General features: G+C 51.2%; 37 protein-coding genes. 21 read left to right on the top strand and 16 right to left on the bottom strand.

All coding sequences use genetic code 11. The features are described 5' to 3' along the window. Positions 1-2: 2 nt before the first annotated feature. The 15 genes from PVE98_RS07670 to PVE98_RS07600 all read right to left on the bottom strand — a co-directional run bounded on the left by PVE98_RS07670 (position 3) and on the right by PVE98_RS07600 (position 6,118). The gene (locus PVE98_RS07670) at positions 3-203 is read right to left on the bottom strand and encodes a hypothetical protein (protein WP_333620322.1); all 201 of its coding nucleotides are present in this window, start codon (positions 201-203) and stop codon (positions 3-5) included. Continuing rightward, positions 196-402, bottom strand: a complete 207-nt coding sequence (locus PVE98_RS07665) for a hypothetical protein (RefSeq protein ID WP_333620321.1) — start codon at positions 400-402, stop codon at positions 196-198. The genes PVE98_RS07670 and PVE98_RS07665 overlap by 8 nt, the downstream gene beginning before the upstream one ends. Continuing rightward, the gene (locus tag PVE98_RS07660; RefSeq protein WP_333620320.1) at positions 399-956 is read right to left on the bottom strand and encodes a phage N-6-adenine-methyltransferase; all 558 of its coding nucleotides are present in this window, start codon (positions 954-956) and stop codon (positions 399-401) included. The genes PVE98_RS07665 and PVE98_RS07660 overlap by 4 nt, the downstream gene beginning before the upstream one ends. Then, positions 953-1,387, bottom strand: coding sequence for a recombination protein NinB (locus tag PVE98_RS07655; RefSeq protein WP_333620319.1), 435 nt, complete (start codon positions 1,385-1,387; stop codon positions 953-955). The genes PVE98_RS07660 and PVE98_RS07655 overlap by 4 nt, the downstream gene beginning before the upstream one ends. Then, positions 1,359-1,556: a hypothetical protein gene (locus PVE98_RS07650; protein ID WP_333620318.1), complete on the bottom strand. Its 198-nt coding sequence runs from the start codon at positions 1,554-1,556 to the stop codon at positions 1,359-1,361. The genes PVE98_RS07655 and PVE98_RS07650 overlap by 29 nt, the downstream gene beginning before the upstream one ends. Before the next feature lie 3 nt (positions 1,557-1,559). Further along, positions 1,560-1,829: a hypothetical protein gene (locus tag PVE98_RS07645; RefSeq protein ID WP_333620317.1), complete on the bottom strand. Its 270-nt coding sequence runs from the start codon at positions 1,827-1,829 to the stop codon at positions 1,560-1,562. A gap of 273 nt (positions 1,830-2,102) precedes the next feature. Continuing rightward, complete coding sequence (locus PVE98_RS07640; RefSeq protein ID WP_407568560.1) at positions 2,103-2,447, bottom strand: hypothetical protein; 345 nt, start codon at positions 2,445-2,447, stop codon at positions 2,103-2,105. Further along, positions 2,444-2,641 (bottom strand): hypothetical protein, encoded by a 198-nt coding sequence (locus PVE98_RS07635; protein WP_033748095.1) that lies wholly within the window; start codon positions 2,639-2,641, stop codon positions 2,444-2,446. Before PVE98_RS07635 ends, PVE98_RS07640 begins: the two co-directional genes overlap by 4 nt. Then, positions 2,641-2,826 carry a hypothetical protein gene (locus PVE98_RS07630; RefSeq protein ID WP_033748098.1) on the bottom strand — a complete coding sequence of 62 codons (186 nt, stop codon included), beginning with the start codon at positions 2,824-2,826 and terminating at the stop codon, positions 2,641-2,643. The genes PVE98_RS07635 and PVE98_RS07630 overlap by 1 nt, the downstream gene beginning before the upstream one ends. Next, positions 2,819-4,174: a replicative DNA helicase gene (locus tag PVE98_RS07625; protein ID WP_033748101.1), complete on the bottom strand. Its 1,356-nt coding sequence runs from the start codon at positions 4,172-4,174 to the stop codon at positions 2,819-2,821. Before PVE98_RS07625 ends, PVE98_RS07630 begins: the two co-directional genes overlap by 8 nt. A 1-nt stretch (position 4,175) precedes the next feature. Continuing rightward, positions 4,176-5,048 (bottom strand): replication protein, encoded by an 873-nt coding sequence (locus PVE98_RS07620; RefSeq protein ID WP_096073377.1) that lies wholly within the window; start codon positions 5,046-5,048, stop codon positions 4,176-4,178. A 53-nt stretch (positions 5,049-5,101) separates the two neighbouring features. Further along, positions 5,102-5,290, bottom strand: a complete 189-nt coding sequence (locus PVE98_RS07615) for a hypothetical protein (protein ID WP_033748106.1) — start codon at positions 5,288-5,290, stop codon at positions 5,102-5,104. Next, the gene (locus PVE98_RS07610) at positions 5,287-5,430 is read right to left on the bottom strand and encodes a hypothetical protein (protein ID WP_158086851.1); all 144 of its coding nucleotides are present in this window, start codon (positions 5,428-5,430) and stop codon (positions 5,287-5,289) included. Before PVE98_RS07610 ends, PVE98_RS07615 begins: the two co-directional genes overlap by 4 nt. Before the next feature lie 39 nt (positions 5,431-5,469). After that, positions 5,470-5,748, bottom strand: a complete 279-nt coding sequence (locus tag PVE98_RS07605; RefSeq protein ID WP_033748108.1) for a lambda phage CII family protein — start codon at positions 5,746-5,748, stop codon at positions 5,470-5,472. Positions 5,749-5,899: 151 nt separating this feature from the next. After that, positions 5,900-6,118, bottom strand: a complete 219-nt coding sequence (locus PVE98_RS07600; protein ID WP_072010384.1) for a helix-turn-helix transcriptional regulator — start codon at positions 6,116-6,118, stop codon at positions 5,900-5,902. 108 nt (positions 6,119-6,226) lie between these two features. Here PVE98_RS07600 and PVE98_RS07595 point away from each other — a divergent pair, with 108 nt between their 5' ends. From PVE98_RS07595 to PVE98_RS07580, 4 genes are all read left to right on the top strand, one after another. Beyond that, on the top strand, positions 6,227-6,874 hold the full coding sequence (locus tag PVE98_RS07595; RefSeq protein ID WP_033748110.1) for a LexA family transcriptional regulator: 648 nt from the start codon (positions 6,227-6,229) through the stop codon (positions 6,872-6,874). 4 nt (positions 6,875-6,878) lie between these two features. Beyond that, on the top strand, positions 6,879-6,977 hold the full coding sequence (locus tag PVE98_RS07590) for a YoaK family small membrane protein (protein ID WP_143807664.1): 99 nt from the start codon (positions 6,879-6,881) through the stop codon (positions 6,975-6,977). Positions 6,978-7,104: 127 nt separating this feature from the next. Beyond that, positions 7,105-7,674, top strand: a complete 570-nt coding sequence (locus tag PVE98_RS07585; RefSeq protein WP_033748113.1) for a Panacea domain-containing protein — start codon at positions 7,105-7,107, stop codon at positions 7,672-7,674. Continuing rightward, entirely contained in the window at positions 7,671-8,075 is a 405-nt protein-coding gene (locus PVE98_RS07580; RefSeq protein WP_072010385.1) for a hypothetical protein, read from the top strand. The genes PVE98_RS07585 and PVE98_RS07580 overlap by 4 nt, the downstream gene beginning before the upstream one ends. 466 nt (positions 8,076-8,541) lie before the next feature. On the opposite strand, the gene PVE98_RS07575 is transcribed toward PVE98_RS07580, so the two are convergent. Further along, positions 8,542-8,748: a hypothetical protein gene (locus tag PVE98_RS07575; RefSeq protein ID WP_033748118.1), complete on the bottom strand. Its 207-nt coding sequence runs from the start codon at positions 8,746-8,748 to the stop codon at positions 8,542-8,544. Positions 8,749-9,079: 331 nt separating this feature from the next. Between PVE98_RS07575 and PVE98_RS07570 the strand changes: the two genes are divergently transcribed. From PVE98_RS07570 to PVE98_RS07490, 17 genes are all read left to right on the top strand, one after another. After that, positions 9,080-9,448 carry a hypothetical protein gene (locus PVE98_RS07570; RefSeq protein WP_033748120.1) on the top strand — a complete coding sequence of 123 codons (369 nt, stop codon included), beginning with the start codon at positions 9,080-9,082 and terminating at the stop codon, positions 9,446-9,448. Positions 9,449-9,454: 6 nt separating this feature from the next. Next, positions 9,455-9,958, top strand: a complete 504-nt coding sequence (locus PVE98_RS07565; protein WP_033748122.1) for an HNH endonuclease — start codon at positions 9,455-9,457, stop codon at positions 9,956-9,958. Positions 9,959-10,055: 97 nt separating this feature from the next. Then, a complete protein-coding gene (locus tag PVE98_RS07560; protein ID WP_075203268.1) occupies positions 10,056-10,370 on the top strand; it encodes a hypothetical protein in 315 nt (104 codons plus the stop codon). 19 nt (positions 10,371-10,389) lie between these two features. Further along, positions 10,390-10,599 (top strand): DUF551 domain-containing protein, encoded by a 210-nt coding sequence (locus tag PVE98_RS07555; RefSeq protein ID WP_075203267.1) that lies wholly within the window; start codon positions 10,390-10,392, stop codon positions 10,597-10,599. A 143-nt stretch (positions 10,600-10,742) separates the two neighbouring features. Continuing rightward, the gene (locus tag PVE98_RS07550) at positions 10,743-11,228 is read left to right on the top strand and encodes an HNH endonuclease (protein ID WP_075203237.1); all 486 of its coding nucleotides are present in this window, start codon (positions 10,743-10,745) and stop codon (positions 11,226-11,228) included. Between the two features lie 12 nt (positions 11,229-11,240). Continuing rightward, positions 11,241-11,408 carry a hypothetical protein gene (locus PVE98_RS07545; protein ID WP_161801262.1) on the top strand — a complete coding sequence of 56 codons (168 nt, stop codon included), beginning with the start codon at positions 11,241-11,243 and terminating at the stop codon, positions 11,406-11,408. Then, entirely contained in the window at positions 11,405-11,542 is a 138-nt protein-coding gene (locus tag PVE98_RS07540; RefSeq protein ID WP_161801238.1) for a hypothetical protein, read from the top strand. Before PVE98_RS07545 ends, PVE98_RS07540 begins: the two co-directional genes overlap by 4 nt. Then, positions 11,539-11,736 carry a hypothetical protein gene (locus PVE98_RS07535; protein ID WP_127908386.1) on the top strand — a complete coding sequence of 66 codons (198 nt, stop codon included), beginning with the start codon at positions 11,539-11,541 and terminating at the stop codon, positions 11,734-11,736. Before PVE98_RS07540 ends, PVE98_RS07535 begins: the two co-directional genes overlap by 4 nt. Then, entirely contained in the window at positions 11,733-11,888 is a 156-nt protein-coding gene (locus PVE98_RS07530; RefSeq protein ID WP_161801239.1) for a hypothetical protein, read from the top strand. The genes PVE98_RS07535 and PVE98_RS07530 overlap by 4 nt, the downstream gene beginning before the upstream one ends. Positions 11,889-11,902: 14 nt before the next feature. Then, positions 11,903-12,775 (top strand): ATP-binding protein, encoded by an 873-nt coding sequence (locus PVE98_RS07525; protein WP_407568559.1) that lies wholly within the window; start codon positions 11,903-11,905, stop codon positions 12,773-12,775. After that, the gene (ssb, locus tag PVE98_RS07520; protein WP_048781560.1) at positions 12,776-13,252 is read left to right on the top strand and encodes a single-stranded DNA-binding protein; all 477 of its coding nucleotides are present in this window, start codon (positions 12,776-12,778) and stop codon (positions 13,250-13,252) included. A 23-nt stretch (positions 13,253-13,275) separates the two neighbouring features. Continuing rightward, positions 13,276-13,584 carry a hypothetical protein gene (locus PVE98_RS07515; protein ID WP_033750859.1) on the top strand — a complete coding sequence of 103 codons (309 nt, stop codon included), beginning with the start codon at positions 13,276-13,278 and terminating at the stop codon, positions 13,582-13,584. A gap of 49 nt (positions 13,585-13,633) precedes the next feature. Further along, positions 13,634-14,194, top strand: coding sequence for a hypothetical protein (locus tag PVE98_RS07510; protein ID WP_033750861.1), 561 nt, complete (start codon positions 13,634-13,636; stop codon positions 14,192-14,194). 159 nt (positions 14,195-14,353) lie between these two features. Beyond that, positions 14,354-14,572, top strand: a complete 219-nt coding sequence (locus PVE98_RS07505) for a hypothetical protein (protein WP_033751915.1) — start codon at positions 14,354-14,356, stop codon at positions 14,570-14,572. Next, on the top strand, positions 14,569-14,805 hold the full coding sequence (locus tag PVE98_RS07500; protein ID WP_033750864.1) for a hypothetical protein: 237 nt from the start codon (positions 14,569-14,571) through the stop codon (positions 14,803-14,805). Before PVE98_RS07505 ends, PVE98_RS07500 begins: the two co-directional genes overlap by 4 nt. 56 nt (positions 14,806-14,861) lie before the next feature. Next, on the top strand, positions 14,862-15,341 hold the full coding sequence (locus PVE98_RS07495) for a class I SAM-dependent methyltransferase (protein WP_048781562.1): 480 nt from the start codon (positions 14,862-14,864) through the stop codon (positions 15,339-15,341). 97 nt (positions 15,342-15,438) lie between these two features. Next, complete coding sequence (locus PVE98_RS07490; protein WP_313619244.1) at positions 15,439-15,696, top strand: excisionase family protein; 258 nt, start codon at positions 15,439-15,441, stop codon at positions 15,694-15,696. The last annotated feature ends 24 nt before the right edge of the window (positions 15,697-15,720 follow it).

Raw genomic sequence — 15,720 nt, 5'->3', positions numbered from 1 at the left:
CTTCAGCTCCACATTGGGTTTTTATACTGCCGGCTCGGCTTTGGCTCTTCCCGGAACTCAGGCAGCAATGCGGACACAACCCACAGGCGCGGATCGAGTGCGAGTGTCTTCTGAGTTTTGATATTGCGGGAGGCGTAGCGGGAAAGGAGTTCTGAAGCGGTTTCGGTGTCTACAGGGTCATGCACGAACCACGTCTCACGCATGATGCCTCCAGCTCTGCATTCCGGCTGCAGCCCTGACCGTCTCCAGATACTCAGGCGCTTTGCGTAGCCCAAGCTCACGGGCTTTGTTTGTAACCTGCTGGCGGGGTTTATCGAACATGATTGCCAGTAAATCAGTTGATGCATTTGCGTAGTCTCTGGCGAGGATTTCGAGATGCTCGCGGCTCCAGGTGTTTATCATGCTGCTCTCTCCAGTTTGCTGTTTATGAGCTTGCGGCCATATGCCATCAGCGCGTCACGCTCTACGTAGGTAGTCACCGGCACCGCCGATCGGACAGGTCGCCAGATGAGAAGCATTGAACCTTTGTTGTTGCCGTTTACTGGCTGCTTTGTGTCGGCTCTTACGAACGACAAGCGGCCGGAGGTGATGATCCTTACTTCGCTCACGCTCAGCAGCGCCTCGCGGAACCAGCCCACGGACATATCAGCCGGGACAAGCATCACGGTGCCAACTGAACCATACCTATTCTGGTCGGCAGCCTTCTGCACCCATGGAGTAATGTCGCTGTATGGTGGATTGCACCAGCAGTAACCGCTCAGGCCGGGAACAGACCACGATTGCGTCAGCCCGCTGTTGTGCTCAGTGAAGTAGTTCGGATAGAGGTGATTCTGATCGCTTGCGGCCACATCCAGTACGAAGTTGAATTCATCGTGCAGTGCCGCAGCAATTTCTGGCGGGGTTTGCCAAAGGTTACGAATATCGATCGGAGTATTGCTTCCTGTGTAATCGCTCATGCTGCACTCCCAAATCTTCCAGCCCATTCAGCAGCACGCGCTGACTCGTCGCTAAACCTGACGTTCTGCTCGGCACCGAAGGCATGGATTAAGGTGATTAGGTCACGCATCTCGCCGACGCGCATTTTGCTTGTTGACTGGCCCAGCACCACAAAGCCGCCATTGATACCCGGCACCGTCTCCTGCCCTTTCAGGCTGGCGCTGAATATGTGCTTCCAGCTCTCTGAGTCGAGTTTCCTCCCGTACCAGACCACCTGGCTTGATACGTCATGCAGGCAGGCCCAAAGCATGCGATTCTGCGCAAGGCTTCTGGTGTCTTCCTGGATGGTTACCTGCAGAGGTTTGTCGGGATTGGCGGGGAGTTGCTGGATGGCGGTGATGCAGTTCTGTCGGATGTTGCTGTCACGCAACAGGTAACGTTGAGTCTCCATCGCGTTTGTCTCGCTTTAATGCGTCGCTGAGTAACTTCCTGATGCCGTGGCTCAGGCACATTGAGTCCGGGTAGCGTTTAGCAAAGCTGCTGATGTCATTTGCCAGCTTATCCAGTTCGGCGTCTGATATGACGTGCTCAGAGCGTTTTAAGGGGATTACGTTGTTCATGAGCTACTCCTTTACGATTATTCCACGTTTAGCCAGAGTCCGGATTAACTCGGTAGTCCAGACAGCATCTTCACCGCAGTCGTAAGGCGAAAAACTATCAAAGTCATAGATTTCAATTTCGATAGCAGCGCGACTTGCCTGCCATGCTTCCCATCTGTCACGAATGCGTGAATGAAAATAAGTCTCTTTCGCTGGGCCAACTTTCAGCAGAGATTCATCTCTTACTCCGCATTTTTCTTTAAGCCACAACTCAAATCTATCTCTTTCACCCATATCACTGCTCTCCGTTCTGATTAGTTGGCATGTAAAGCGCGATTATCCAGCATGTAACTGGCAGCGTGATTGTCACGGCAATCATCCAGAACACTACCCAGACTGAAAAAACAAAATCCCTCACCGAATCATCAAGGCTGATAGCTGGAATATGCCGTCCCCAGGCCTTGGAGGAAAATGCACGATTAATTACAGCGCTAACCTTGGTTAGGTAGCATGGGCAGTACCCTTTTTTTACGGCCCCATCTGGACTTTCGATGTAATCGTAAATGTTCAGACATCACCTCCGTTCTGATTGGTGGCCCGCTCCGAGATGATGCGGTAGGCGATGATATTAATCATGAAGCGTGAGTGCTCCCAGCGCCAATCTCTGGCATATCCAATGTCGGTTGAACCGGAAGACCACCTCACCTCTACAACCCCACTTACTGGAGAAACAGGTCCTCCACCCCACTCAACCCACTCACCCTCACCCCGCTCCTGCTGCTCCAGTACAGGGAGTGCAATGCGGTAGGCCTGAAGGTGCATTTCATATACTTCTGCCAAAGTGCCTGCCTCTTGCATGAGAGACCACATCTCAATTTTCTTTCTGCACTTCTTAGCGGTTAGCTTGTTCATTTGGTGGCTCCTTTCTGTGCTGCGATTGCCTCTGCGCATTTCTCAGCTAATTCGATAGCCACGTCGAAGCCTGCGCTCATGTAGATTTCTGTCACATCCTTTGGATTATCGTCCGATGCGCGTTGCTGTCTGGCTGCATGAACGAAAGCCATGATGCCGGCCACCATTGAATCGATGTCGTGTACCTTTTCCATCAGAATCCCCTCAGATGGTCTTCAAGTCGCAACGCATTGTCAGCGGCCATCCTGCGCGCACTGTCGAGCCGCAGTTGCTCATCTTCGTTTTCAGCTGTGACCAGAGTTAGCTCTGCTGCGATCCGGTAAAACATCGCTTTTGCTCTTTCGAGTGCCATCTGGTCTTCTTTGGTTCGATTAGCCATTGCTGCCTCCATAGCGCCAGTCGTTGGCCGGCTGCTCTTTGTTCTTGTTGTCGGAATACTGACGCGCCGCTGTTTCCTGGTCGATGTTGACGAAGTGACCATTCTTCCAGCCCATGTAGAACGTCTTTGGCTGGCCGGAGCGGTATTTGCCGATGATGATTTCTGCCAGACCTTTAAGGTCGGTGTTGTCGTTGTAGACCTCATCGCGGTACGGGAAGATGATGACGTCTGCGTCCTTTTCGATTGAGCTGGAGCCTGCCAGATCGCCCATGTTTGGCCGCTTGTCGCCTCGCCCGTCAACGTTGCGGTTGAGCTGGGCCAGCAGCACCACGGGAACCTTGTTGCGCAGGCAGAACTGCTTCAGCTTACGGGTGACTTCTGCAATCGCGAGGTCTGCACGCTCAGCTTTCGGCATGTCGATAAGGGTCAGGTAGTCGATAGCCAGAAAGCTCAGGCCGCCATCCATGTTCATGCGCTCCGCCTGGCTGATAATTTCGTCGATGGTGAACGAGCCAACCAGAGCATGGTTGTTTTCATCAAGCAGGGTGCCGGTTGCAGTCGTCAGTCGGGTGTAATCCTCCTGAGTCATGCCCAGCGGGTTGCGCAGCGTTCCAATTGACAGCCCGCCACGGTCAGCGATGTGGCGCTCCACTACCTGCGTCTCTGACATCTCCATTGAGATAAGCAGCCCTGTTCCCTTTTGCCGGCCGATTGAGTTAGCGATGTTGATAGCCAGCTCTGTCTTGCCCATGCCGGGACGACCAGCGATGATAATCAGGTCGGTGCGGTCGAAGCCGCCATACTCGTTGTCCAGCGCCTCAATGCCAGTCTGAAGATACAAACCAGACTCAGCGCCCCTCATGCGATCTTCCAGCACATTCAGGTAGTCCTGAATCATGTCTCCAATGCGGCGAGGAAGTTTGTCGTTGGTTTCCAGCTGGAGCTTTGAGGCAAGGCGCGCAGCTTCGGCAATGCTTTCGTTCAGGTTATGCGGTGTAGCGCTGGCAAGCAGCTGTGCTGCCCTTGTCAGCTCTTCAGCGCCTTTGCGAAGCATCCAGCACTGGCGAACCTTCTTGGCCCATGCCTTGATGTTCGCGGCACTCTTACAGGCTGTCGCGATGCTCAGCACGTAATCACGGCTCTCCTGCGGGATGGAGTCACGAACAGTAAACGGGTCGATTGGCTCAGCTTTGTCCAGCAGGGTGACGATTGCCTGATACATGCTGCGCAGGTGGTGATTGGCGAATGCCGCCACCGGGAGCTTGCTGGCAATGTCACGGCAGTCGATATGGTCTCCCTTGATGAGCATTGCGCCGATCAGCTGCTCTTCGTAATCGAGGCTTTCCATGTCATTCCTCCTGGCTGATGATTTTGTCGATCATCTTCTGAGTTAGAGCAGTATCGATGCCGTATTTTTTGCCAGCATCGTTTTTCCCGCAGGCATAATCGGAAGGCGTGTAACCAAACTCGATATAACCATTGATGAACGTGTCAACGTTCTGAGGCGGACGCTTGGTCTCTTTGCAGTGCTCGAGGTGTGATTCGTAGAGTCGCTTAATTCCAGCAAGGGTGGTTTTGCTGATGCTTATCACGCGAGGCAGACCGTACTGTTGAGCTTTGCGGTTCCACGTTGCCTTGAATCGCTCTCGGTCGAATTCAAAGGGCTCAGAAGGTTTTCGCTTTTTCTTTTCAGGCTTATCAGACGAGTCCCCTTCAGGGGATATAGGGGTATTATTTAATTCTTGTTCTAGTAACTTCTTGTTCTGTTCATCGGATGGTTCATCGCGAGGTTCATCGGGTACAGCCCTTGAAGCCGCGCCAGCACTGGGTTTGATGTTATCGCGAGGTCTTTCGCGAGGTTCATCGGGTAAAACAGCCTGATATTCTGCGTAATTTGTTATGCAAACCACTGTTCCGAAACGAGTTCCTTTTGTGGTTATCATTCCCTCTCTGGCGAAGAAGTTAAGCATCCGGGTAACAGCCTGCGGACTCTTTTCCTTGTCATCCTGATCGCGTAATTTTCTCGCCATAATCGCCGCTGTCGTTACAAGCTCGCCGGGCTGAAGATTCCATGTCTTACCGGCAAACTCCACTGTACGAGGCCTATAAGCAGCATCACCGATAAGGCGTATCCACATGGCTAGCTTGGCTGTGTCTTTGGCCCAATCCTTAGACAGAAGGCTCCTGAACAGGGCAAAATGCCCCTGCTTTTGGTTTTCCATCCGTGAACTCCTGCGCTCATGTGCAGCGCTGAAATCGTATAATCTGGCGGTTGTCATTTCATGCTCCTGCGCGGGTCAAAAATTCGGAGGATTTCGTTAAATTGATCCACCGAGAAATCACATTTAAGTAGCTCATCCATAAAGCTATTAGGTAAAAACACGTACCCAGCTTCTGATGGACAGCGTTTAACTTCTTCCCGCGCCTTAGCTTTGAAAAGCTCGAAATCTTTAACGTTACTCATTTGCCCTTCTCCTTCGCTTTGGCCTCTTCCAGAATGTGCTTCAGTTTCTCCGCGACAGTCGGGTTGAAGCCTTTGCAGAACTCGATGCGGGCAAGGTTTTTGCGCATTTCTGCCTGGCGTAAAACGTGTTTCTTTGGCATAATCATCTCCGGGATATGCATCGTGGTTGTTGCCCCACCCTACGCCTCAAAGAGTTCATTGCTCTTTGGGGCGTTTCCTTTTGCGAGAAGCTGCGCCACCTGCCGGGCTAAATGAGCCATCTCGTCATCCACGACACCCCATTCCAGTACTGCCAGAAGCATCGAGAACTTCGGTATCCAGTCTCGTTTCCAGCGGCTTATCTGCGCCTTATCGACACCAACAGCAGCTGCTGTCTTTTCAGTGCCTAACAGGGCGATTTTGTTGAGCAAGGCGCTTTCAATGCGCAATGCCTCGTTGCGTTTCTTTGCATGATCCATTTCGTATGATTCCTTGGTGATAAGTTGTTGTTCAGACGTGACAAAGCCGCAGCTATTGCCACGAACGTTTTGTTGTTTCGTTTGAGTTAGTCGCCACGTTCTCGGTGGCTTCCGTAGGACTTCATGTCCGTTGTAAAAAGAGCGGGTACTGCTAAGCGGCTTTACTTTTTGAAGGTGGGAAAACATCATCTAGAGAACAATGGCATCCCAGCTTCTTTAGGCCTTCAACAATCAGTCGACAATCGTTGAGTCCAGGGGTACGGATATTCAGCTCATAGTTGGCAATTCGTGACTGTCCCCAACCAATCGCCGAAGCAAGAACAGCCTGCGAAACTCCGATTTTCTTTCGCTGCTGTGCAATGTTGTTCATTGCGTTCTCCTTGGCGTTAAACAGAACACCATTACACACAAAATGTGATTAACAGTCAACCTCAATTAGTGTACGGAGTGCAATCACGAACCGTGGTAAATTTATTGGATGAAAACAATGCATGAATTAATCGGGGAAAGGATTAAGTCCCTGCGTGAAGCAAAAGGACTTAGCCAGGTACAGCTAGCCAAACTTTGCGGTTGGGCGGCTCCGTCTCGTCTGGGGAATTATGAGTTAGGCACACGTAAGGTAAGTGCTGACGACGCGGTAATCCTTGGTTCTGCCCTTGGCGTATCACCAGCCAAGATCATGTTTGGTGATGAGTCTGATTCAGTTTTCAAACAATATGAATATCCATTGTTCGCGCACGTCCAGGCTGGCCCATTTGCCGAGGTCGGCAGCTACACGGCCAGTGACGCTAAGGCATGGGTGCCAACGACGAAGAAAGCCAGTGAGAAAGCGTTCTGGCTTGAGGTAAAGGGACATTCAATGACGGCACCACAGGGTGTGCGCCCGAGCTTTCCTGAAGGGATGCTGATACTGATTGATCCGGCTGAACCGGTAGAGTCGGGTGATTTCTGTATTGCATCTGCGAACGGTGACTCAGAAGTAACGTTCAAGAAGTACGAGCTGGACAGTGGCGTTAGTTACCTGGTGCCGCTGAACCCTGCATACAGGATTCTGGACTGCGACCACAGTATCCGCATCATTGGCAAGGTGGTTAAGGCTCAGTGGCCGGAAGAGACGTTTGGGTGATGAAATGAAGATTGGATACATCTTCCCTGCTGTTTGTGGGATAGCAGGGATAGCACTCCTGGTATGGTTCATTGCCAGCGGCGCCTGGATGCCAGGTGCTTAGGCCGGAAGATACGTTTGGGTAAAATGAGGCTGAAGGGTTACAGGCCAATAAGCCTGATTGACTACAGCATCACTTGTATTCATAATCACACTTGAGATTACTAATTAGGTAGTCTGGGAGGTTGAGTATGTACAGCGAAAATAAAGCAGCTCAAATGGCTGGTTACCTACTGTTGAAACGTGGTGGGCGCATGGCATATATCAAACTCATGAAACTGCTTTACCTGGCTGATCGTGAGTATATGATCAGTTATGGCGACTCAATGACTGGTGACCGCGCAGTGTCCATGAACAATGGTCCTGTATTGTCACGAACCTATGACCTGCTTAAGTCAGGCAGCCCTCTTGAAGAATCACCTTGGGATGACTGGATAAAAGGTGAATCGAATTATGAGGTTTCAGTCAAAAAGCCAGTTCATGGGCTTGAAGACGATGATGCTTTCGATGAGCTAAGCCGAGCTGATATAAAAATTCTGGATAAAGTTTTCTCAGAGTTTGGTCATTATAAGCGCTTTGAGCTTTGTGAATTAACGCACCGAATTTGTTCTGAGTGGCAAGATCCTCACGGGTCGTCTGTTGCGATCAATCCAAAATCCATTTTCATGGCTGGCGGGAAATCTGAAGCGGAAGCCGAAGCTCTCCTTGATAGAATGAGAGCGCGCGACCAACTCAAAAAATTCAGCAGTGAGCTAGCATGACAGTTTACTCACCATACAGGAAAGGCACCGTATTGGCCCCTGTTGGTGGGTCTAAACATCTACATATCATTTGTAACGATCCAGTGTACCATCCTGTCCATGGTTGCGAATGCGTACTGGTCGTTAATATCACCACGGTATATCCGGCTCCAGTACACCACGATCCAGCATGTATTTTACGTGCTGGAGAGCACCCATTTGTGCATCATGACAGTTATGTTTTCTATGCCGATGCTATTGTATGGAAAGTCCCTAATGTGGTTTCTAGGGAAGAAAGCGGAGAATTGGAAAAACACGCTGATATGGAAGAAAGCGTTTTTCAGCGTGTACTATCAGGATTCGAATCTTCTGATTTTACACCTAACAAGGTGCTAAAGTTTTATCGCCAACACTGCAAATAAACCCGGCCACAGCGCCGGGTTTTTTATTGCGCCGATCCCCATATGACCGCCACCCTATCTCGTTGATATACCAGTAGAAGATCTCAATACCTTCAGTTTTGCCCGCCACACCGATCCCTATGGTTAACGATGTCATTAATGGTAAACGGTTTACCAATGGTGAACTCGTTGCCACTCCTGCACCCGCCACCGCACCGGGTTTTTCATGCCCACCCCTAAAGCTATCTCCTGCCGTGCCGATAACACTAATGTCCAGAGAGACACGGCCTCAGGGCCGGAACAAGCTGATTGTCCGCATCACTCTTGCCCGCCGTGTGCGGGCTTTTTTTGCCGCTTACGCTTGCAGGTAAAAAAATATCGGCCAATAATGAAAGTGAAATATATCCATCACTTTGCTTGTTGCTCGACAAGTTACCGCCAGCGCTGGTCTGGCGGTTTTTTTTGCCCGCAATCCTGACCTGCACCGTCAGTGCGTCGTCGACAGCAGAGCCAGCGCCATCTGCACTACTATGTCATCTGCTTTATCAGCATAAAGACCTGTTATCTTCTCCTTTATTGCCAGATTAGTTATCGCCCGCCCCTCCCTCAGCAGCTCCATAGTCCCCCTACCAAGAACCTCTCCCACCTCAGGCATCATCTTCCTGTGCAAGTCAGCCACATCTTTGTTTCTCATGCCACCAACCTCCTCCTGTTAAGCCATGAAATCTTAGCACTGAGTCGAGCGCTGTACGGGTTTTTTGCGGCTGTAGAAAAATAAATACACAAAAAAATCACACACATAGCGTGTCATATTAAATTTATACACAATTTGTGATTGACCATTAAATCACAATATGTGAATATCTCTCCATCAGCAGGACGCTGGCGCAGTACGAAACGGATAGCAGCTCTTTGTAACAACGAGCGGGAAGCTCTACGGAAGGTGCCGAGAACGCACCGAACTCAAACAGTGGTTACTGAGTGCATTGTTGCGACAGTGCAGCCAGTAACTAACCGGAGGATTTATGGCGAACATCGTCTATGGCAAATCACTTAACCCTGTTGGAAAAGATAACGCGAAGTCACGCCGCAACGCTCGCCGGGCTGAAGAGGCTATTAAGGCGCGTGAGATTGAAGCGATTCTGGCGAGCGCATTTAGTCAGGAAGCGCCGCAGCGTCGCGTGGAACTGAGCCGCGCTGAGATTGCCTGCAAACGGCCGGCAGCTGACCGCGTAGTCAAGGCTGTAGAAACAGAGACGGAGTATCACAAGCAGATTCTGGCGGGCGCTGAGAAGTATGTCGGCGGCCAAATCGAAAACGGCATGTGCCTGCCGCAAGTTTCCATCTACGCAGCTGGCTATCGCAAATCTAAAGACATCGTAACGGCACGGTAACTATCTATGAACCAGAGCAGAATCACGGCAGCCCGACTTAGGGAGCAACTCACCTACGACGAAGAAACCGGGGTGTTTTGCTGGAAGATTCAGAAGGGATGGAAGTTCCCCGGAGATGTGGCCGGGTACATCCGTCAGGACGGATACGTTTATATCAGGGTTGATGCAATTCTTTATGCCGCGCACCGTCTTGCCTGGCTATACATGTACGGTGAGTGGCCTAAGGAATGCGTTGATCACATCAACAATGTCAAAAGCGATAACAGCAAAAATAACCTTCGAGCTGCTACCAATCAGGAAAACATGTGGAATCGTGTTGCGCAGAAAAATAACACCTCTGGATATAAAGGTGTTGGCTTCAACAAGCAAACGAAGAAGTGGAAAGCCACGATCAAATGCCACGGTGTAAAGATTCCACTGGGCGAATTCAAAACGCCTGAGGAGGCCCACAAGGCTTACTCGGAGGCATCTGAGAGACTTCACGGAAAATTTTCAAATACGGGCCTGTAAGGCCTTTTTACTGGAGCCCACAATGAGCAACACAGACTGGATTATCTGCTGGATAGTCACCGGGGCGCTTATGGTGGCGGGTTATTTAGGAGGGTGAATGAGCAAAGCAATTGAAGATGTTGTGAATGAGCGTCAGAGGCAGTATTTGATTGAGGGTTACACCAATGAGGGTGACGACAACTACACGCACGGAGAGCTGGCGGGCGCAGCGGCGTGCTATGCACGGCATGTTAACGGTCGATCATGGGTGTTCGGTAGCAATCCGGAAGATTACCAATGCGAACCTGTTCCAGATAGCTGGCCCTGGGATGAAGAATACTGGAAGCCCAAATCACCTCGTCAGGATTTAGTACGAGCAGCAGCACTTATCATCGCGGAAATTGAGCGCATCGATCGAGCATCGGGCCAGTAACCACTACAGGAGAGAGAGGATGGAGTGGATAAAGTGCAGTGAGAGCATGCCTGGAATTGACGCCCGTGTGCTAGTAGCTCTGCATGGAAAGTACGTTCAAAGCGCAACTTATCGACAGTGGTCAGGCGCAAAAACGGAGAAAGGTCGCACCCCTCGATTTGAGGATCAGCGGGGAATTGTTTATGGCGCAACCCACTGGATGCCATTACCTGAACCGCCAACTGATTGACACCGTAAAGCTGTCTGCTAAGACGGCTTTGAGGTGCTAGTCACCAACGCCTTTAGAGGGCTTGAAATAACCAGACAGTAGCATTCCCTATGGGCGCCGCAATGGCGCCCAACTTTTTTTCAAAAACAAAGCGAGGGTAAAGAATGCCTCCTCTCAATCTAATCAGAGATTTGCTTTTTTATAATGAAAAGACAGGGGTGTTTTTTTGGCGAGTGACTCGCGGGGTGCGTAAGAAAGGAGCGGTGGCTGGCACTATTGACCCTAAGGGATATGTCTCAATAACCATTAGCAAAAAAAGATACAGAGCACATCGGTTGGCTTGGTATTACTTCTATGGTTCAGAGCCTGACTTAGATATTGATCATATAAATAGAAAGCCATCTGACAATCGCATCTCAAATTTAAGACTGGCCACAAAATTTCAGAATCACCACAACCAGGGAGTTTCAAAGAATAATAAGACCGGATTTAAAGGGGTTCACTTCTCGCAAAGAGAAGGAAAGTATTTATCCCAAATAACCATCAATCATAAACGAATTTCTCTCGGGTATCACAATACCGCGGAAGAAGCTAATCAAGCCTATCTAAAAGCGGCCGAGCTTTATCAAGGCAAATTCTCATTAAAATAACAGGAACCCACGATGTCATATGCAATCGCGGGCGATGCCATCGTGGCTCGCCCACAAAACACCATGTTCGCATTCAAATTAACCGGCGCCGACGTTATGTCGTGGAAGCCGAAGAGCCGCCTGCAGAAGCTTGTAGAGCGCCTGATTCAGTCAGTAACGCAACCGGGTAATCCGCAATGAACGCCCCGGCAGCAGTTGAGCAGTATCGCAAGCAGCAGGAAGAGCTGGAGCGCCAGCGTCGCGAAGAAGAGCGACTGGCTGGCTTCGATTTCACCCGCATGCTCCTGCAGAAATTAGGCCTGAGAGGTAAGTGATGAAGCTGAAACTCGAATGCGGCGAGCTGAAGACTCGCGCCGGTTATCGCCCCGGCATGATGGTTATCGAAGCTGATGAAGTGTCTCTGCTCGACTTCAACGGCAAGCAGTTGATCAACCAGTTCGACATTAAAGACGTAATGGAGTGGCTTACAGAGCAGGGTTACACGATTCGTCAGGAGATAGCAGCATGATTGACCCGGATATGTATTTCATCGAGATGATGAAAGCCATCTTAGAGCCAGTGCTGGAAGAGATGACACCACAGCAGGCTGCAATGGATGCAGCTGCTGATCATCGTACGGAGCAACAACAGAGCCGCATCGACTGGTGCGCCCATAACTGACACTGAGGTGTGTGATGAAATTTGAAAAAGCCATGAGGAAGAAAGCCAAGCTGCGGCTGGCACTTACCGGGCCAAGTGGTTCAGGAAAGACATACAGCGCGCTGCTGGTAGCCAAGGGTATTGGCGGACGCATTGCGGTGATAGATACGGAAAAAGGTAGCGCGTCACTTTACTCAGATGTTGCTGGGTTTGACGTGCTGGAACTGGATCCCCCATTTACCCCAGAGCGCTTCATTGAAGCTATCAGCGCCGCTGAGCAGGCAGGATATGACACTCTCATCATTGACAGCATCACCCACGAATGGGGTGGAGTTGGCGGCTGTCTGGAACTGGTAGACACCATCGCCAAGACAAAGTACCGCGGAAACCCATGGTCTGCATGGAGTGAAATAAACCCACGCCACCGATCATTCCTTGACGCCATTCTTCGCTCATCAATGCACATCGTTGCCACCATGCGCAGCAAAACTGAAACCGCTCAGGTGGAGGAAAACGGCCGCAAAAAGGTCGCTAAGCTCGGTATGAAGTCAGAGCAGCGCGACGGCGTTGAATACGAATTCACTACCGTTCTGGATATCGGGCACGAAACGCATCATGCGATCGCCAGCAAAGACAGGACGAAACTCTTCAGCAATGCGGATCCGGTAATCCTGAGTGAGCAAACGGGTAAGCAGTTACTGAACTGGCTTGAGTCCGGCGCTAATCCGGCAGAAGAGTCGCTGAAGGTGTTCACGCAGGCGGCCTCAGAAGCTGGCGGCATTGACGAACTGAAGCCTCTATTTGAAGAGGCTTGGCGCACACTGCGCGGCACCGAATATCAGGCTAAGGCCAAAGAGATTTATGACATCCGCAAGGCGGAACTTGAGCAGAAAAGCGAGGCAGCATAAATGGCAAGTCGTGGAGTCAATAAAGTGATACTGGTCGGAAACCTCGGGAAGGATCCGGAGGTTCGCTATCAGCCATCAGGCGGCGCAGTAGCCAACCTGACCATAGCGACGTCAGAGCAGTGGCGGGACAAGTCGACCGGCGAGAACAAAGAGATAACTGAGTGGCATCGCGTAGTCATCTTCGGAAAGCTGGCAGAGGTGGCTGGCGAGTACCTGCGTAAGGGCTCGCAGGTTTACATCGAAGGCCAGCTGCGCACACGGAAGTGGCAGGCGCAGGACGGCTCTGAGAAGTACACCACTGAGATAGTCGTCAACGTTGGCGGAACGCTGCAGATGCTCGGCGGCAAGCAGGAAGGTGGTCAGGGAAACCGACCGCAAACAAATCAGCAGCAGCGACCGCAGCAGCAGGCTGGGCCATCTACTCCACCGGCAAACAATGAGCCTCCTATGGAATGGGATGACGCTCCACCCTTCTAACATTTACCAATAAGGCACCGACCATGAACCTCACCGAAACTTCGGCGGACTCTGCACGCCCTGATGAAACGCAATCACAGCGTCTGCATCGGCTGGCTATGCAGGACGCACAGCAGCAGATTGCCGCCCGGTACGGTGAGCGGTGCCGGATTGAATCACGCACGAAGGAATCACTGGAGACACGGCGCAGGGGGCGCGCCACGAAGGAATACGCACGACTGGCAGCCTTCTATCCGCAGCTGCCACGCATCATCGTGACGAAGCCTGATGTTGTCTGGAATGACTATCAGACAGAGCTGCGCGGACGCTTTGGTGCCGTGGTGCAGGACTAACTATTTTCGCCGCGGCATTGAGCCTGACAGCGGCATAAGGGGTAAGAGAATGAGTGAAGAAGAGAAGCAGGCGCTGACAGGTCTCTGCAAGATTGAGATTAAGCGCTGGAAGCAGGCATCAGAATCGAATCCTGACATGCGTTACATGGTCGAATTGATGGAGGTGGCGCTTGCCACTCTGAATGCGCCTCCAGATGACTGGCAGCAGCGCGCAGAAGCAGCAGAGACGAAACTGGCAGAGCTGGAGAATCAGGAGCCTTTTGCATGGGTTCTCAAAGATGCCCACCGAGAAACCAGTCATGTCGAGCGAAACAAGCAGGTGGCTGACTTGTTTTCGGTGTTTAAAGGCAATCAGGTTACGCCACTCTTCGTCCGCCCCGCGCCCGCCGTCAGCCTGGCGGAGCTGGTGCAAGAAGGCTGGAAGCTGGTACCGGTTGAACCAACGCAGGAGATGAAAGGTCAGCGCCATACGCTTGCCGATGCTGATTGCCCGGAATGCGGTAAGAATTTCGGCGTGGACGTTACCTTTAATATTGTCTACTCATGGGAAGATATGCTGGAGGCGGCACCACTACCAGACTTACTGTGCAACATTGATGAGGCGAAATGAAAAGCAAAGAGGACATCATGATTCACATCTGGTGGGTGCTTGTGGTGGGTGTTATTGCGTATTTATCCTGGTGGCTTGCATGAAAAACTACGAACCCATTGAGCATCAGCACATGACCGCGCAATGCGGTTTTTTTACGCCTGTAATTTGGAGAAGACAATGAACTTTCCAGACCCTATTGATGAAGCCGCAGAACGCGAGCAGCAGATGATTGAGATTGCCCTGGCTAACCGACCCAAGCCCACGATGACCTACACCGGCCTTTGCCATAACGGCGACTGTGGAGAGAAGACCACGAAGGGTTTCTTCTGCTGCAGCGAGTGCCGGGAATACTACGAGCGTATTGAGCGCGCTAAGCAGCAAAGGAGGGTCGCATGAGTGTTTACACGTTGGTAGTTGAATTCCCGGATGGCAAAGAGCCACCAATTGGCCCGCTAACAGATATCCTTGGCGGCAGAGCAATGACTGTCGCTTTCTTCGACCATCGGGATGATCACCTTTCTGCTGAACAGGCATCTCTAATCGAGAAGGCAGTTGAGGAGTACTGCGAGAATCACGACAAGGATGATTTGGATATCTGGCACAAATTGCAGTTTCTCACCAAAGAATAACCTCTCTACACCCCCACTCACCCTATTCACTATCGCGCTCTGCGTGAGGAGTTGTTATGTCTGAAGTAAGCATATTGGACATGTGCTGCGGTTCTCGCATGTTCTGGATGGATAAGCAGGATGACCGCGCGGTGTTTACTGACCGACGCGCTGAGCAGCATGTTTTATGTGACGGGCGCACACTGCAGATTAGCCCGGATATCATCGCTGATTTTCGCGCGCTACCATTTGCTGACAACACATTTGCTCAGGTTGTGTTTGATCCGCCTCATTTAGACAGAGTCGGCGAAAATGCCTGGATGAAAAAGAAGTATGGCGCTTTGGATAAGAAAACATGGACAGACGATATCCGCGCAGGATTCGCTGAGGCATTCAGGGTGTTGCGGCCACACGGCACGCTGATATTCAAATGGAACGAAACACAGATTCCCGTCAGCAAAGTTATCGCTCTTACCGACCAAAAGCCAACTATCTGGCAGCGAACTGGCAAAAGCGATAAGACGCACTGGATTCTCTTTCTGAAGCCTGCAGCATGAACACCATCCACGACATCTCCCCCGGCGAGTTCCTTATTTGGCTCGCCGTTTTTATTTGTATCGTGCTGGTCTGGAACTGGCCGGATAAGGAGTAGATATGGAAAACGTAATTCAGCTGGCTCCCAATAAGTGGGTAACTGAATCAGTTCTGATGGCAGTAACAGGGATGCGTCCCGGCACGATAAAGCGGGCACGCGAAAAGGCGTGGATGCAAGGAAGGGAATACCTGCTGTTCTCACCAGAGGGTGAGCCGGGGCTTAATAGCCAGTGCATGTATAACCGCGAGGCTATCGACAAGTGGATCGAGTCGCAGCTGAAGAAGCAGCCTGATGCGAGAGACCGAAAAAAAGCATAACCTGATCGCCCTTTTCACCCAGAG

It is taken from the genome of Pantoea sp. GABEPS69, from assembly GCF_045780835.1.
GTDB classification, from domain to species: domain Bacteria; phylum Pseudomonadota; class Gammaproteobacteria; order Enterobacterales; family Enterobacteriaceae; genus Pantoea; species Pantoea septica.
This window is presented reverse-complemented; position numbering and strand designations above follow the sequence as displayed.

Excerpts from the sequence above, each read along its gene's own strand:
- PVE98_RS07610 (WP_158086851.1), bottom strand. The coding sequence starts at position 5,430 with ATGCCAAAGAAACACGTTTTACGCCAGGCAGAAATGCGCAAAAACCTT.
- PVE98_RS07545 (WP_161801262.1), top strand. The coding sequence starts at position 11,241 with ATGTCATATGCAATCGCGGGCGATGCCATCGTGGCTCGCCCACAAAAC.
- PVE98_RS07530 (WP_161801239.1), top strand. The coding sequence starts at position 11,733 with ATGATTGACCCGGATATGTATTTCATCGAGATGATGAAAGCCATCTTA.
- PVE98_RS07655 (WP_333620319.1), bottom strand. The coding sequence starts at position 1,387 with ATGGAGACTCAACGTTACCTGTTGCGTGACAGCAACATCCGACAGAAC.
- PVE98_RS07495 (WP_048781562.1), top strand. The coding sequence starts at position 14,862 with ATGTCTGAAGTAAGCATATTGGACATGTGCTGCGGTTCTCGCATGTTC.
- PVE98_RS07575 (WP_033748118.1), bottom strand. The coding sequence starts at position 8,748 with ATGAGAAACAAAGATGTGGCTGACTTGCACAGGAAGATGATGCCTGAG.
- PVE98_RS07650 (WP_333620318.1), bottom strand. The coding sequence starts at position 1,556 with ATGAACAACGTAATCCCCTTAAAACGCTCTGAGCACGTCATATCAGAC.
- PVE98_RS07540 (WP_161801238.1), top strand. The coding sequence starts at position 11,405 with ATGAACGCCCCGGCAGCAGTTGAGCAGTATCGCAAGCAGCAGGAAGAG.
- ssb (WP_048781560.1), top strand. The coding sequence starts at position 12,776 with ATGGCAAGTCGTGGAGTCAATAAAGTGATACTGGTCGGAAACCTCGGG.
- PVE98_RS07525 (WP_407568559.1), top strand. The coding sequence starts at position 11,903 with ATGAAATTTGAAAAAGCCATGAGGAAGAAAGCCAAGCTGCGGCTGGCA.
- PVE98_RS07645 (WP_333620317.1), bottom strand. The coding sequence starts at position 1,829 with ATGGGTGAAAGAGATAGATTTGAGTTGTGGCTTAAAGAAAAATGCGGA.
- PVE98_RS07630 (WP_033748098.1), bottom strand. The coding sequence starts at position 2,826 with ATGGCTAATCGAACCAAAGAAGACCAGATGGCACTCGAAAGAGCAAAA.
- PVE98_RS07500 (WP_033750864.1), top strand. The coding sequence starts at position 14,569 with ATGAGTGTTTACACGTTGGTAGTTGAATTCCCGGATGGCAAAGAGCCA.
- PVE98_RS07590 (WP_143807664.1), top strand. The coding sequence starts at position 6,879 with ATGAAGATTGGATACATCTTCCCTGCTGTTTGTGGGATAGCAGGGATA.
- PVE98_RS07640 (WP_407568560.1), bottom strand. The coding sequence starts at position 2,447 with ATGAACAAGCTAACCGCTAAGAAGTGCAGAAAGAAAATTGAGATGTGG.
- PVE98_RS07605 (WP_033748108.1), bottom strand. The coding sequence starts at position 5,748 with ATGGATCATGCAAAGAAACGCAACGAGGCATTGCGCATTGAAAGCGCC.
- PVE98_RS07660 (WP_333620320.1), bottom strand. The coding sequence starts at position 956 with ATGAGCGATTACACAGGAAGCAATACTCCGATCGATATTCGTAACCTT.
- PVE98_RS07620 (WP_096073377.1), bottom strand. The coding sequence starts at position 5,048 with ATGGAAAACCAAAAGCAGGGGCATTTTGCCCTGTTCAGGAGCCTTCTG.
- PVE98_RS07570 (WP_033748120.1), top strand. The coding sequence starts at position 9,080 with ATGGCGAACATCGTCTATGGCAAATCACTTAACCCTGTTGGAAAAGAT.
- PVE98_RS07550 (WP_075203237.1), top strand. The coding sequence starts at position 10,743 with ATGCCTCCTCTCAATCTAATCAGAGATTTGCTTTTTTATAATGAAAAG.
- PVE98_RS07600 (WP_072010384.1), bottom strand. The coding sequence starts at position 6,118 with ATGAACAACATTGCACAGCAGCGAAAGAAAATCGGAGTTTCGCAGGCT.
- PVE98_RS07615 (WP_033748106.1), bottom strand. The coding sequence starts at position 5,290 with ATGAGTAACGTTAAAGATTTCGAGCTTTTCAAAGCTAAGGCGCGGGAA.
- PVE98_RS07595 (WP_033748110.1), top strand. The coding sequence starts at position 6,227 with ATGAAAACAATGCATGAATTAATCGGGGAAAGGATTAAGTCCCTGCGT.
- PVE98_RS07490 (WP_313619244.1), top strand. The coding sequence starts at position 15,439 with ATGGAAAACGTAATTCAGCTGGCTCCCAATAAGTGGGTAACTGAATCA.
- PVE98_RS07625 (WP_033748101.1), bottom strand. The coding sequence starts at position 4,174 with ATGGAAAGCCTCGATTACGAAGAGCAGCTGATCGGCGCAATGCTCATC.
- PVE98_RS07580 (WP_072010385.1), top strand. The coding sequence starts at position 7,671 with ATGACAGTTTACTCACCATACAGGAAAGGCACCGTATTGGCCCCTGTT.
- PVE98_RS07565 (WP_033748122.1), top strand. The coding sequence starts at position 9,455 with ATGAACCAGAGCAGAATCACGGCAGCCCGACTTAGGGAGCAACTCACC.
- PVE98_RS07560 (WP_075203268.1), top strand. The coding sequence starts at position 10,056 with ATGAGCAAAGCAATTGAAGATGTTGTGAATGAGCGTCAGAGGCAGTAT.
- PVE98_RS07585 (WP_033748113.1), top strand. The coding sequence starts at position 7,105 with ATGTACAGCGAAAATAAAGCAGCTCAAATGGCTGGTTACCTACTGTTG.
- PVE98_RS07505 (WP_033751915.1), top strand. The coding sequence starts at position 14,354 with ATGAACTTTCCAGACCCTATTGATGAAGCCGCAGAACGCGAGCAGCAG.
- PVE98_RS07635 (WP_033748095.1), bottom strand. The coding sequence starts at position 2,641 with ATGGAAAAGGTACACGACATCGATTCAATGGTGGCCGGCATCATGGCT.
- PVE98_RS07515 (WP_033750859.1), top strand. The coding sequence starts at position 13,276 with ATGAACCTCACCGAAACTTCGGCGGACTCTGCACGCCCTGATGAAACG.
- PVE98_RS07670 (WP_333620322.1), bottom strand. The coding sequence starts at position 203 with ATGCGTGAGACGTGGTTCGTGCATGACCCTGTAGACACCGAAACCGCT.
- PVE98_RS07665 (WP_333620321.1), bottom strand. The coding sequence starts at position 402 with ATGATAAACACCTGGAGCCGCGAGCATCTCGAAATCCTCGCCAGAGAC.
- PVE98_RS07555 (WP_075203267.1), top strand. The coding sequence starts at position 10,390 with ATGGAGTGGATAAAGTGCAGTGAGAGCATGCCTGGAATTGACGCCCGT.
- PVE98_RS07510 (WP_033750861.1), top strand. The coding sequence starts at position 13,634 with ATGAGTGAAGAAGAGAAGCAGGCGCTGACAGGTCTCTGCAAGATTGAG.